This is a genomic window from Aquihabitans sp. G128, from assembly GCF_019048865.1.
Lineage (GTDB): Bacteria > Actinomycetota > Acidimicrobiia > Acidimicrobiales > Iamiaceae > Aquihabitans.
This window is the reverse complement of record NZ_CP077604.1, coordinates 3,491,750-3,504,516: the sequence shown is the minus strand read 5'-3', so window position 1 is coordinate 3,504,516 and position 12,767 is coordinate 3,491,750. Positions and strand designations below refer to the sequence as shown.

General features: G+C 73.9%; 8 protein-coding genes and 2 pseudogenes. 8 read left to right on the top strand and 2 right to left on the bottom strand.

Translation table 11 applies throughout. The features are described from left to right. The first annotated feature begins 40 nt into the window (after nt 1-40). The gene (locus KSP35_RS16730; protein WP_216996950.1) at nt 41-976 is read left to right on the top strand and encodes an AraC family transcriptional regulator; all 936 of its coding nucleotides are present in this window, start codon (nt 41-43) and stop codon (nt 974-976) included. Nucleotides 977-1,054: 78 nt separating this feature from the next. After that, nucleotides 1,055-1,834: a DedA family protein gene (locus KSP35_RS16725; RefSeq protein ID WP_216996949.1), complete on the top strand. Its 780-nt coding sequence runs from the start codon at nt 1,055-1,057 to the stop codon at nt 1,832-1,834. Here the strand turns inward: KSP35_RS16725 and KSP35_RS16720 are convergent. Continuing rightward, nucleotides 1,807-3,096, bottom strand: a complete 1,290-nt coding sequence (locus KSP35_RS16720) for a glycosyltransferase family 39 protein (RefSeq protein WP_216996948.1) — start codon at nt 3,094-3,096, stop codon at nt 1,807-1,809. The genes KSP35_RS16725 and KSP35_RS16720 overlap by 28 nt on opposite strands. A gap of 199 nt (nt 3,097-3,295) precedes the next feature. Here KSP35_RS16720 and KSP35_RS16715 point away from each other — a divergent pair, with 199 nt between their 5' ends. The 5 genes and pseudogenes from KSP35_RS16715 to KSP35_RS16695 all read left to right on the top strand — a co-directional run bounded on the left by KSP35_RS16715 (nt 3,296) and on the right by KSP35_RS16695 (nt 10,560). Beyond that, nucleotides 3,296-4,135 carry a DMT family transporter gene (locus KSP35_RS16715; protein WP_371748989.1) on the top strand — a complete coding sequence of 280 codons (840 nt, stop codon included), beginning with the start codon at nt 3,296-3,298 and terminating at the stop codon, nt 4,133-4,135. A 52-nt stretch (nt 4,136-4,187) separates the two neighbouring features. Beyond that, on the top strand, nt 4,188-5,321 hold the full coding sequence (locus tag KSP35_RS16710; protein ID WP_216996946.1) for a nitronate monooxygenase family protein: 1,134 nt from the start codon (nt 4,188-4,190) through the stop codon (nt 5,319-5,321). A 1-nt stretch (nt 5,322) separates the two neighbouring features. Beyond that, nucleotides 5,323-6,885 (top strand): hypothetical protein, encoded by a 1,563-nt coding sequence (locus KSP35_RS16705; RefSeq protein ID WP_216996945.1) that lies wholly within the window; start codon nt 5,323-5,325, stop codon nt 6,883-6,885. A 36-nt stretch (nt 6,886-6,921) separates the two neighbouring features. Next, a pseudogene (locus KSP35_RS26045) lies at nt 6,922-8,656 on the top strand (ABC transporter ATP-binding protein). 80 nt (nt 8,657-8,736) lie between these two features. Beyond that, nucleotides 8,737-10,560: an ABC transporter ATP-binding protein gene (locus KSP35_RS16695; RefSeq protein ID WP_217002262.1), complete on the top strand. Its 1,824-nt coding sequence runs from the start codon at nt 8,737-8,739 to the stop codon at nt 10,558-10,560. Between the two features lie 101 nt (nt 10,561-10,661). On the opposite strand, the gene KSP35_RS16690 is transcribed toward KSP35_RS16695, so the two are convergent. Then, complete coding sequence (locus tag KSP35_RS16690; RefSeq protein ID WP_216996944.1) at nt 10,662-11,624, bottom strand: TIGR03619 family F420-dependent LLM class oxidoreductase; 963 nt, start codon at nt 11,622-11,624, stop codon at nt 10,662-10,664. Between the two features lie 106 nt (nt 11,625-11,730). On the opposite strand from KSP35_RS16690, the pseudogene KSP35_RS16685 reads away from it, so the two are divergent. Then, a pseudogene (locus KSP35_RS16685) lies at nt 11,731-12,767 on the top strand (energy-coupling factor ABC transporter permease).

Below are 12,767 nucleotides of genomic sequence, written 5' to 3'. Positions count from 1 at the left end.
GGCGCTCGTTTCCATGCGCCATCGTCTACGGTTCGCCGCCGTGGACGCCATCGCCGGGTTGCTGGAGGGGGTGCGGGCACGCGGCGCGTTCCTGCTGCGGACGGTGCTCGATCCACCGTGGGCCATGCGGATCGAGGACGAGGCGCCGCTCACCCTGGCCGCCGCGCTGCGCGGCGGGGCGTGGATCGTGCCCGAGGTCGGGCCCGCCGTGGCGCTCGCGCCGGGCGACGTCGCCCTGGTGGTGGGCCCCGGCCACTACGTGGTGGCCGACGAGCCCGGCACCGAGCCCACCGTGGTGATCCACCCGGGCCAGGTCTGCACCACCCTCAGCGGCGAGGAGCTGGTGCTGTCGCGGAGCCTGGGCACGCGCACGTGGGGCACCGCCGCCGACGGCTCGACGGCGCTGCTCACCGGCACCTACGAGGGGCGCAGCGAGGTGTCGCGCCGCCTGCTCGACGCCCTGCCGCACGTCGTGGTGGTGCGGGCCGGCGAGGGGGACCCCGCCCTGGTGGAGCTGCTCGCCGCCGAGGTGGCCCGGGACGAGCCGGGCCAGGAGGCGGTGCTCGACCGGCTGCTCGACCTGGTGCTGATCTCGGTGGTGCGGCGCTGGTTGGCGGGCGCCGGCGACGCCGCCCCCGCCTGGTGGCGGGCCGACCTCGACCCGGTGGTCGGACCGGCGCTGCGGCTGCTCCACGAGGACCCCGCCCACGCCTGGACCATCGCCGAGCTGGCTCGAGCGGTGGGCGTGTCCCGGGCGGCGTTCGCCCGACGGTTCAGCGAGGTGGTGGGCGAGCCGCCCATCGCCTTCCTCACGGGTTGGCGCCTCGCCCTGGCCGCCGACCTCCTGCGGGAGCCGGGCACCACCATCGGGTCGGTCGCCCGGCAGGTGGGCTACGGCAGCCCGTTCGCCCTCAGCGCGGCGTTCAAGCGGGTCTACGGCGTGAGCCCGCACCAGCACCGGTCGGTCGCATCCTGACAAAAGCCCCAACTCCTCGGAATAGGTGATGCTTCAACCAGGTTCGGGCAGGGTGGGCCACGACGATCGGAGGGTGCCGTGACCTGGTTGCAGGGGCTGGACCCCGTCGTCATCTACGCCGTCATCGCCGTGCTCTCGATGCTCGAGAGCGCCGCGCTCACCGGCCTGGTCATCCCCGGCGACACCGCCCTCCTGGTGGCCGCTGCGGTCCTCGCCGAGTCCGGCGGCGGCAGCCCCGTCGTGCTGGTCCTGGTCGCCGCCGGCGGGGCCATCGTCGGCGATTCCATCGGCTACGAGATCGGCCGGGCCCTCCGCCACCGCGACCACGGTCGCCTCCGTCGGCTCGTGGCCTCCCCGTCGTGGCACCGGGCCGAGTCCATGGTCGAGCGCCACGGCGCCCTGTCCATCGTCGGCGGGCGGTTCCTGGCCGTGGTCCGCACCATCGTGCCGGTGGTGGCCGGCTCGTCGGGCATGCGCTACCGCCGCTTCCTCGGCGCCAACGTCGTGGGGGCCGTCGCCTGGGCCGCCCTGCACGTCACCATCGGCACCCTGGCGGCCGACTCGCTCACCGCCGTCGAGGGCGCCAGCCGCTGGCTGAGCCTCGGGGCCCTGGCGGCCATCGCCGTCGTGCTGGTGGTGCGCCACCTCCGACGCCGGGCCCGCACGGCGGCCGGCGAGGGCGCGCCGGCGGTCTCCGACGCCGCCACCGCCCAGGCCGAGGTCACCATCGACCTCACGCTCGCGACGCCGCCCGCCACCACCGTCGGGCCCCACGCCGGGTCGACCGTGCGCGCCGGCCGATGCGACCGGGCCAAGGCGCGGGCCGCCGCTCAGGCCGGTTCGGCCACCGACGCCTGAGGCTCGGGCTCGCCGGCCACCGCAGGGTCCGGCTCCGCGGCGTCCCGCTCGCGCAGGAGGGTGGCGGCGGCGAGGATCAGCAGCGGGATGACGGGGACCTTGAACCGGCTGTCACCGAAGAACGCCAGCGGCACCACCGCGGTGGCCACGGTGAGCGCCACCAGCAGGCGGCCGTCGCTGCCCTTGCGGCGCAGCAGCACCACCGAACCGGCCACGCCGGTGACCACGACGGCCCAGTAGGCCACGTCGGCCACGTTGATGAGCCGGTGCTCGATGCCGCGGTCGATGAACGGGTCCTGCTCGTAGGACTGCACGGCGATGAGCCCGTCGTGGTCGCCGTCGCGGTAGTAGGTGAACCAGATCCGCCGCCACAGCAGCCACGGCTCGCGCCCGGGCGCCTCCTTGATGAGCCGGAAGGCGGTGGCCCGGTTGATGCGATCGGTGGCCAGCTCCGACGCGACCGGGCCGCGGGGGTCCTCGCCGCTCTCGCATTCCTTGCGCAGGTCGAAGGAGCCGTTGGCGCTCGGGCCGTGGCCGATGCAGAGGTTGTCACCGGTGTTGGTGGAGATGGGCACGAAGGCGTGCATGCGCAGGGCGTTGCGCACGGTCCAGGGGGCGATGGTGAGCACCACGCCGACGGCCAGCAGCGCACCGAGGCGCAGGCCCTCTCGGCGACCCCAGCGAGCCAGGTAGTAGGCGCCGAGCACGGGCACGGCCACCAGCGAGATGGGTCGCACCAGCGCCGACAGGCCGAGCAGCAGGGCGGTGAGCGCCACCCGCTTCAGCGTCGGCGGCTCGCCCGAGCCGCCGCCGAGGACGACCGCCAGCATGAGCAGCAGCAGGGTGATGAACAGCGTCTCGCCCAGCAGGGCGCCGGCGTGGAAGACCAGGTTCGGGTACAGCGCCAGCGCCACGGCGGCGGCCATGGCCGCCCGGCGGCCGGCCAGGCGGTTGGCGATCCAGGCGCCCACCACCACGATCACCCCGCCCAGCACCGACTGGGCCAGGCCGCCGAGGATGCTCACGTCGTCGGTGAACGGGCGCCCCAGCCAGGTGACGATGCCCAGGAACCACGGGTACCCGGGCGGGTAGTAGGCGGTGGCCCGGTCGTACGCCAGCCGCTCCACCATGCCCTTGCCGTGGGCGATGCCCTGGGCGTAGCCGTAGTAGCGGTCGGGGTCGACGAAGAGCTTGGGGCGACGGGCCACCCACGCCGACCACGCACCGCGCAGCAGCACCGCGACGACGGCGGTGACGCCCACGACCCTCCGGGCCGCACGATCGAGCGGCACGGCTGCCGCGGGACTGGTCGAAGGGATGCGACACCGTACCCGCAGGGTCGCCCGCGGTACGGTCCGAGGCCCCCGCTCCGCCCGGACGGGGACGGCCACGAGGAGCACGGTGTCGACCCCCCAGGACGCTTCGCACCGCTCCACCCCGGTGCTGCTGGTGCTCGGCTCCATGTTCTCGCTCCAGTTCGGCGCCGCCACCGCCAAGCACCTGTTCCCCACCGTGGGCGCCGCCGGCGCATCCACCCTGCGCCTGGCCCTCTCGGCCGCGGTGCTGGTGGCGCTGCCGGTCACCCGGCCCCGGCCCCGGTCGTGGGACCGGGCCCAGTGGACCTCGGTGGTGGTGCTGGGCGTGACCATGGCGGCCATGAACTCGGCGTTCTACGAGGCCGTGGAGCGCCTGCCGCTGGGCATCGCCATCACCATCGAGTTCCTCGGCCCGCTCGGCCTCGCCGCCGGGCTCTCCCGCCGGCTCACCGACGGGCTTTGGGTGCTCCTGGCGCTGGTGGGCGTGGGCCTGCTCAGCCTGGGCGACGTCCACGGCGGCCAGGCGCTCGACCGGGTGGGCGTGGCCTTCGCCCTGGTGGCCGGGGCCGGCTGGGCGGCCTACATCGGCGCGGCGTCGCGCATCGGCGTGACCGGCCCGGACCGGGGCGGGCTGGCCGGTGCGTCGGTGGTGGCCGGCGTGCTGACGCTGCCGGTCGGGGTGGCCTCGGCCGGGACCGCCTTGCTGTCGTGGCGGGTGCTGGGCCTGGGCCTGGTGGTGGCGGTGCTCGCGTCGGTCATCCCGTACTCGTTCGAGCTCCAGGCCCTGCGGACGCTGCCCAAGCGGGTGTTCTCGATCCTCGTGGCCCTCGAGCCGGCCATCGGCTCGCTGGTTGGCCTGGTGCTGCTCGACCAGGCGCTGGGCGGTTGGTCGGTGGCCGCCATCGCCCTCGTGATCACCGCCGGCGTCGGCGCCACCGCCACCGCGCCCCGGCCGGCACCGGTGGAGGCCGGCCTCGGCGGCTGACCGGCGCTCGACCAGCACTTGACCGCGCGGTCAAGTGGGGCAGACTGCAGCGATGCGCACCAAGGCCACCGAGCTCGTGGGGATCGACGTCCCGATCTTCGCCTTCAGCCACTGCCGCGACGTCGTCGCCGCCGTCACCAACGCCGGCGGGCTGGGCGTCCTGGGCGCGGTGGCCCACAGCCCCGAGCAGCTGGCGATCGACCTGGACTGGATCGAGGCCGAGGTGGGCGCCAAGCCCTACGGCATCGACCTCCTGGTGCCGGAGAAGTTCGTGGGCGCCGAGGAGGGCGGCTTCGACCGGACGGCCCTCCAGGGGCTGCTGCCCGATGCGCACAAGGAGTGGGTCGACGACCTGCTCGAGCGCTACGGCGTGCCCCCGCTGCCGGAGGGCCTGGGCGGGGGTCGCGGCCTGGGCGGCATGCGGGTGGACCCCAAGTCGATGGCCCCGCTGCTCGACGTGTGCTTCGACCACCGGCCCCGGCTCCTCGCCTCGGCGCTCGGCCCGCCTCCCGCCCACTTCCTGGAGCGGGCCCACGCCGCCGACGTCCCGGTGGCGGCGCTGGCCGGCACCGTCGAGCACGCCGCCAAGCACGCCGCGGCCGGTGCCGACCTGATCGTCGCCCAGGGCACCGAGGCCGGCGGCCACACCGGCCTCATCGCCACCATGGTCCTGGTGCCGGCGGTGGTCGACGCCGTCGGCCCCACCCCGGTGCTCGCCGCGGGCGGCATCGCCAGCGGCCGCCAGCTGGCTGCCGGCATGGCCCTCGGCGCCGACGGCGCCTGGTGCGGCTCGGTGTGGCTCACCACCGAGGAGGCCGAGACCCCGCCCGCCATCAAGGCCAAGTTCCTCGCCGCCGGGCCCGGCGACACCGTGCGCTCGCGCTCCATGACCGGCAAGCCCGCCCGCATGCTGCGCACCGCCTGGACCGACGAGTGGGAGCGGGCCGACGGCCCGGGCCCGCTGCCCATGCCCATCCAGCCCCTGCTCATCGGGCCGGCCATGGCCCGCATCGGCCGCGTGGCCGACAAGGCCGGCACCGGCGCCAACGACCTCGCCACCTACTTCATCGGCCAGGTGGTCGGCTCCCTCGACACCGTGAAGCCCACCCGCCGGGTGGTGCTGGAGATGGTCGAGGAGTTCATCGACGCGGTGGAGCGCCTCGGCGGCTTCCTCACGGAGGACTGACGTGGCGCTCCCGGACGGGCTCGACCCGCGGACGCCCGTCCTGGTGGGCGTGGGCACCACGGCGGGCGACCGCGAGGCCGTCGACCTCATGGCCGAGGCCGTGGTGGCGGCCGCCGATGACGCCGGGGCGCCCGAGCTGCTGGCCCGGGTGCAGCGCATCGTGGTCCCGCGCGGCACGTGGTCCTACACCGACCCGGCCCGCATCGTGGCCGAGCGCATCGGTGCGCCCAGCGCCGAGACCCACCTGGCCGACATCGGCATCTCGCAGCAGGCGCTGATCAACGGCGTGCTCGCCGCCATCCTGGCCGGCGAGGTCGACGTCGCGGTGGTGACCGGTGGCGAGGCCAAGGCCCGCGCCGCCCGGGCCGCCCGGCGCAGCCAGGCCGGCGACGCCGCCGGCATCGCCCAGGCGGTGCGCCACCACGGCGCCCACGAGGGCGAGGCCATCGAGGTCGACCAGCAGGGCGCGCGGCCCGACGTCCACCTCGTGCCCGGCGCCGACATCGTGGCCCGCCCGGAGATCGACGCCGGGCTGTGGGCCCCGGTGGAGCAGTACGCCCTGATGGAGTCGGCGCTGCGCCACGCCGAGGGCCGCACGGTCGACGCCGACCGGGCTGACGTCGCCGCCCTCCACGCCCGCTTCAACGTCGTGGCCCAGGGCAACCCCGAGGCCGCCTTCCCGGCGCCGATGTCGGCCGAGCAGATCGCCGAGCTGGGCCCGAGCAACCGCCCCCTGGCCTTCCCGTACGGCAAGTGGCACGCCAGCCAGTGGACCGTCGACCAGGGAGCGGCCCTGCTCCTCTGCTCGGCGGCCGCCGCCGAGGCGGCCGGCGTGCCTCGGGACCGCTGGGTGTTCCCGCTGGTGGGCGTCGAGAGCAACCTCATGGTCCCGCTCACCCAGCGGGCCGACCTGCACCGCTGGCCGGCCATGGCCGTGCTGGGCCGGGCCGCCGCCGAGCGCATCGGCCAGCCGCTCACCGCCTGCCGCCACGTCGACCTCTACTCGTGCTTCCCGGTGGCCGTCCGGGTGCAGCAGCGCGAGCTGGGGCTGCCGCTCGACGCCACACCCACCCTCACCGGGGGCATGGCCTTCGCCGGCGGCCCGTTCAACAGCTACGTGCTGCACAGCACCGCCGAGGCGGCGCGCCGCCTGCGCGCCGAGCCCGGCCTGGCGCTGGTCACCACCGTGAGCGGGCTGCTCACCAAGCCCGGCCTCGCCGTGTGGGCCAGCGAGCCCGACGGGCAGCCGCCCCAGGTGGCCGACCTCGAGGACCGGGCTCGCGCCGCCACCGCCACCACCGAGGTGCTCGGCGGCCACGACGGCGAGGCCACCGTGGTGGCGGTCACCGTCACCTACCTCGGCCAGGAGCCCCACGAGGTGGTGGCCGTCGTGGCCACCGACGCCGGCCCCCGGGCCATCGCCAAGAGCACCGATCCCGCCCTGCTCGACCGGGCCCGCGCCGAAGAGCTCGTCGGCACGCGCGCGCGTGGCCGGGAACCGGCTCCTCCCCTGACGAGCCTCGACGGGGCAACCGGTTGCCGGTTTCAACCGTCTGGGTGGTAAGCCCTTCCGAACCGATTCCGTCCCGTTGGAACCCCCATGCTCATCCGCCTCCTCCGCACCTTCCTGCAGCGCTACCGCAAGCCGCTCCTGGCGGTGGTCGCCCTGCAGACCGTGCAGGCCCTCAGCACGCTCTACCTGCCGAGCCTCAACGCCGACATCATCGACAAGGGCATCTTCACCGGCGACAACACCTTCATCTGGCACACCGGCCTGGAGATGCTGGCCATCACCCTGCTCCAGGTGATCGCCGCCACCGCGGCGGTGTACTACGGCTCGAAGGTGGCCATGGGCTTCGGCCGCGACGTGCGGGCCGGCCTGTTCCACCAGGTGTCCGACTACTCCGCCCGCGAGGTCGGCGAGCTGGGCGCCCCGTCGCTGATCACCCGCATCACCAACGACGTGCAGCAGGTCCAGATGTTCGTGCTGATGACCTGCACGCTGCTCATCGCCGCGCCCATCACGTGCATCGGCGGCATCGTCATGGCCCTGCGCGAAGACGTCGGGCTCTCGTGGATCCTCACCGTCTCCATCCCCGTGCTCGTCGGCGGCGTGGGCCTGGTGATCTCGCGGATGATCCCGCAGTTCCGCCGCATGCAGGAGCGCATCGACCGCGTGAACCAGGTGCTGCGCGAGCAGATCACCGGCATCCGGGTGGTGCGGGCGTTCGTCCGCGAGCCGCGCGAGCAGCAGCGCTTCGCCGCCGCCAACGCCGACCTCACCGAGACCGCCCTGCGGGCCGGCCAGCTGCAGGCGTTCATGTTCCCGATCGTGATGCTGGTGCTGAACGTGTCGAGCGTGGCGGTGCTGTGGTTCGGCGGCCACCGCATCAACAGCGGGGCCATGGAGCCCGGCGCCCTCATCGCCTTCCTGACCTACCTCACCCAGATCCTGCTGGCCGTCATGATGGCCACCTTCATGGCGGTGCTGGCCCCCCGCGCCGCGGTCTGCGCCGAGCGCATCAACGAGGTGCTCGACCTGCCGTCGTCGGTGGTCACCAGCGCCACGCCCACCACGGCCATCAGCACCGCCGGGGCGCTCGACCTGGTCGACGTCGGCTTCCACTACCCGGGGGCCGACCAGCCGGTCCTCTGCAACATCACCCTCAGCGCCCGACCGGGCACCACCACCGCCATAATCGGGAGCACCGGGTCGGGCAAGACCACGTTGCTCAACCTGATCCCCCCGGCTGTTCGACGCCACCTCCGGCACCGTCCTCGTCGACGGCGTCGACGTGCGCGACCTCGAGCCCGAGACGTTGTGGGCCCGGGTGGGCCTGGTGCCGCAGAAGCCGTACCTGTTCTCCGGCACGGTCGGCTCGAACCTCCGCTTCGCCAACCCCGAGGCCACCGACCAGGACCTGTGGGACGCCCTCGAGATCGCCCAGGCCACCGACTTCGTGCGGGCCATGCCCGGCCAGCTCGACGGGCCCATCAGCCAGGGCGGCTCCAACGTCTCCGGCGGCCAGCGCCAGCGCCTGGCCATCGCCCGGGCCCTGGTCCGCAAGCCGGAGATCTACCTCTTCGACGACTCGTTCTCGGCGCTCGACCTGGCCACCGACGCCCGGCTCCGCGCCGCCCTCGCCCCCCACACCGCGAACGCTGCGGTGATCCTGGTGGCCCAGCGGGTGTCCACCATCATCAACGCCGACCAGATCCTGGTGCTGGAGGACGGCCGCGAGGTCGGCCTCGGCACCCACGCCGAGCTGCTCGAGTCGTGCCCCACCTACGGCGAGATCGTGGCCTCCCAGCTCAGCGCGGAGGAGGCGGCGTGACCACCACCGACGAGCCCACCACCGCCCCCGAGGGCGAGGACCTCCCCAAGGTCGGCCCGCCCCGCGCCAACGCCGCGCCCATGGGTGGCCGCATGGGCGTGGCCGGCATGCCCGCCGAGAAGTCCGAGGATTTCAAGGGCTCCACCAAGCGGCTGCTCGCCACCATGGCGCCCGAGCGCAAGGGCGCGGTCTTCGTGCTCATCGCCTCGCTGGCCAGCGTGGCCCTGTCGGTCACCGGCCCCCGGATCCTCGGCCACGCCACCGACATCATCATCAAGGGCTACGCGGCCCGCCTCCGCGGCGACGGCGCCGTCGACTTCGACGCCCTGCGCAACACCCTCGCCGGCGTGGTGGTGCTGTACCTGGTGTCGGCCAGCCTGGCCTGGCTGCAGTCCTACATCCTCGCCGGCGTCGTGCAGCGCACCATGAGCCGGCTCCGGTCCGACGTCGAGGACAAGCTGCACCGCCTGTCGCTCGGCTACGTCGACAGCCAGCCCCGTGGCGACCTGCTCAGCCGGGTCACCAACGACATCGACAACGTCAGCCAGAGCCTCCAGCAGACGCTGAGCCAGCTGCTCACGTCCACCCTCACCATCATCGGCGTGATCGCCATGATGTTCTGGATCAGCTGGGAGCTGGCGCTGATCGCGCTGATCACCATCCCGGCCTCGCTGCTGCTGGTCCGGGAGGTCACCAAGCGCTCGAAGAAGCGGTTCGTGGCCCAGTGGACCCACACCGGCGTGCTCAACGCCCAGGTCGAGGAGGCCTTCACCGGCCACTCGCTGGTGAAGGTGTTCGGCCAGCAGCGCGCCGTCGAGCAGCGCTTCGCCGACAAGAACGAGGAGCTGTTCCAGGCCAGCTTCGGCGCCCAGTTCATCGCCGGCACCATCCAGCCGGCGATGATGTTCCTCGGCAACCTGAACTTCGTGGCCATCGCCGTCATCGGCGGCATGCGGGTGTCCTCGGGGAACATGACCATCGGCGACATCCAGGCCTTCATCCAGTACTCGCGGCAGTTCACCCAGCCGCTCACCCAGATGGCCTCCATGCTCAACGTGCTCCAGTCGGGCGTGGCGTCCGCCGAGCGGGTGTTCGCCCTCCTCGACGTGCCCGAGCAGTCGCCGGACCCCGCCTCGCCGCTCACCGACGAGCGCCCCCGGGGCCGCATCGAGTTCGACCACGTGTCGTTCTCCTACGACCCGAAGAACCCGCTCATCAAGGACCTGTCGCTGGTGGCCGAGCCCGGCCAGACGGTGGCCATCGTCGGTCCCACCGGCGCCGGCAAGACCACGCTGGTCAACCTGATCATGCGCTTCTACGAGATCCAGGGCGGCTCGATCACCCTCGACGGCCGCGACATCTCGCAGATGGGCCGGGCCGAGCTGCGCTCGAACGTCGGCATGGTGCTGCAGGACACGTGGCTCTTCGGCGGCACCATCCGCGAGAACATCGCCTACGGCAACCTCGACGCCACCGAGGAGCAGATCATCGAGGCGGCCACCGCCACCTACGTCGACCGCTTCGTGCACTCGCTCTCCGACGGCTACGACACCGTCCTCGACGACGAGGGCGGCACGGTCAGCGCCGGCGAGAAGCAGCTGCTCACCATCGCCCGGGCCTTCCTGGCCGACCCCACCATCCTCATCCTGGACGAGGCCACCAGCTCGGTCGACACCCGCACCGAGGTGCTGATCCAGCAGGCCATGGCCGCGCTGCGCTCCAACCGCACCAGCTTCGTGATCGCCCACCGGCTCTCGACCATCCGCGACGCCGACCTCATCCTGGTGATGAAGGACGGCTCCATCGTCGAGCAGGGCACCCACCGCGGCCTGCTGCAGAGCGGCGGCGCCTACGCCGACCTCTACAACGCCCAGTTCACCGGGCCGGCGGCCGAAGAGGTCTAGCCCCGCCCCCCGTCGGCCCCTCGACCTGGAACCAGGCGGGGTCCTCGGGGCCCCGGCCCCGAGAACCCCGCCCGGTACGCCGTCGTCCTCCTGGCCTTCGGTCAGGCCCGGCCCACCTCGGCCCGGAAGGCGGCGACGGTGGCCGCCAGCAGGTCCCGGGTGGCGCCGAGGTCGGTGCCCCAGCGCTGGGAGAAGCGGAGGTCGGTGATGCCGAGCTCCAGCAGCGGGCCGACCCCGGCCATGGTGGCAGCCAGCTCCGGCGCACCCTGCGCGTCGCGGACCACCGGGAGCTGGCCCTGGACCTGGAGGGCGGCCGGGTCGCGGCCGGCGTCGGCCAGCGCCTGGCGCAGGGTGGCGATGCCGGGGCCGGGGTCGGCCACGTGCTCGCCCCACGGGATCCACCCGGCACCGAAGCGCACGAGGCGGTCGACGGTGCGGGCGTTGATGCGGCCGCTGACCCAGATGGGCACGCCCCCGGGCTGGACCGGCTCGGGCATGGCGTGGATGCGCTCGAAGCGGAGGTCGCCGTCGGCGAAGGCCGCCGACCGTTCGGTCCACAGCACCCGGCACACGGCCAGCGCCTGGTCGAGCAGGGCGCCGCGGCGGCCGAAGTCGAGGCCGGCCACCTCGTACTCCTCGCGCTGCCAGCCGATGCCGACGCCGAGGTCGAGCCGACCGCCGGAGAGGACGTCGAGGGTGGCGGCCTGCTTGGCCAGCACCGCCGGGGTGCGCAGGGCGGCCAGCAGGATCGCCGTGCCGAGGCGCACCCGCTGCGTCTGCCCGGCGATGACCGCGAGCAAGGTGAGCGGTTCGAGCCAGTGGCCGTCGGGGCCGGTGGGCTGGCGGCCGCCGGCGGTGCCGCCCGAGGCCGGGTCGCCGTAAGCGTCGAGCTGCTCGCCGAAGGCGATGTGGTCCGACACGACCACGCGGTCGACGCCGACCTCGTCGGCCACGCGGGCCAGCTCGAGCACGGGTCCCCAACCCTGCTCGGGCGCCTCGGCGGAGAAGTTCTGGAGCTGGATCGACAGCGTCGGCTCGACGCCCGGGACCACGGTGTCCGTCATGGCGGCGACCCTACGGCCGGCCGGCGGACGACGGGGCGGTGGTCGATCGTCGTTCGGGCGCCCTTGTTGCGAACCGCTCGCAACAGCGTGTGGCAAGCTCCAGGGCGTGCACATCCCCGACGGGTTCATCGACCTGCCGACCTCCGCCGGCTACGGCGTGGTCGCGGCGGCCGGGCTCGCGGTTTGCGTGCGCAAGACCGCCGACCAGCTCGACGAGAAGCAGGTCCCGCTCGCTGGCCTGGTCGCTGCGTTCATCTTCGCCGTCCAGATGCTGAACTTCCCGGTCGCCGCCGGCACCAGCGGGCACCTGCTCGGCGGGGTGCTGGCCGCCGTGCTGGTGGGCCCGTACCTCGGCGCGCTCTGCATCTCGGTGGTGCTGCTGGTGCAGTCCCTCCTCTTCGCCGACGGCGGCCTCAGCGCCCTGGGCCTGAACATCACCAACATGGCGCTGGTCACCGCCTTCGGTGGCTACGCGACGTTCTGGCTCCTGCGCAAGGTGCTGCCCCGCACCCGCCCGTCGGTGGTGGCGGCCGCCGGGGTGGCCGCCCTGCTGGCCGTGGTGCTTGCCGCGCTGAGCTTCACGGTGCAGTACGCCCTCGGCGGCACCGGTGGCGCCTCGGCCACCACCGTCGGTCGCGCCATGGTCGGGGTCCACGTGCTGATCGGGATCGGCGAGGCGGTCATCACCGCCCTGGCCGTCTCGGCGGTGCTGGCGTCGCGGCCCGACCTGGTGCACGGCGCCCGGGACCTGCAGCCCGAGCTCGAGCTGCGCCCGGCCGGCACCCCGGCGGCGGTGAGCTGATGGCGGCTCGGGTCGGCCGACGGCAGGTCGGCTTCGCCGCGTTCCTGGTGGCCGGGTTGGCCGTGGCCTTCGCCCTGGCCTTCTTCGTCAGCCCGGAGGCCAGCTCGAAGCCCGACGGCTTGGACAAGGTGGCCATCGACCAGGGCTTCGACCGCACCGAGACCGACCACCGCCTCGACGGCTCGCCCACCGCGGGCTACGCCCTGCGGGGCGTGGGCGACGACCGGCTGGCCACGGGCCTGGCCGGGGTCGTCGGCGTCGCCGTCACGTTCCTGCTGGCGGGCGGGCTCACCCTCGTGGTGCGGCGCCGCGCCGCGCGGCGCGAGATCGCCGGCGCCTGA

What these genes read in the sequence shown, in the direction of transcription:
- KSP35_RS16715 (WP_371748989.1), top strand. Translation starts at nt 3,296, where the DNA reads ATGTTCTCGCTCCAGTTCGGCGCCGCCACCGCCAAGCACCTGTTCCCC.
- KSP35_RS16710 (WP_216996946.1), top strand. Translation starts at nt 4,188, where the DNA reads ATGCGCACCAAGGCCACCGAGCTCGTGGGGATCGACGTCCCGATCTTC.
- KSP35_RS16695 (WP_217002262.1), top strand. Translation starts at nt 8,737, where the DNA reads ATGGGTGGCCGCATGGGCGTGGCCGGCATGCCCGCCGAGAAGTCCGAG.
- KSP35_RS16690 (WP_216996944.1), bottom strand. Translation starts at nt 11,624, where the DNA reads ATGACGGACACCGTGGTCCCGGGCGTCGAGCCGACGCTGTCGATCCAG.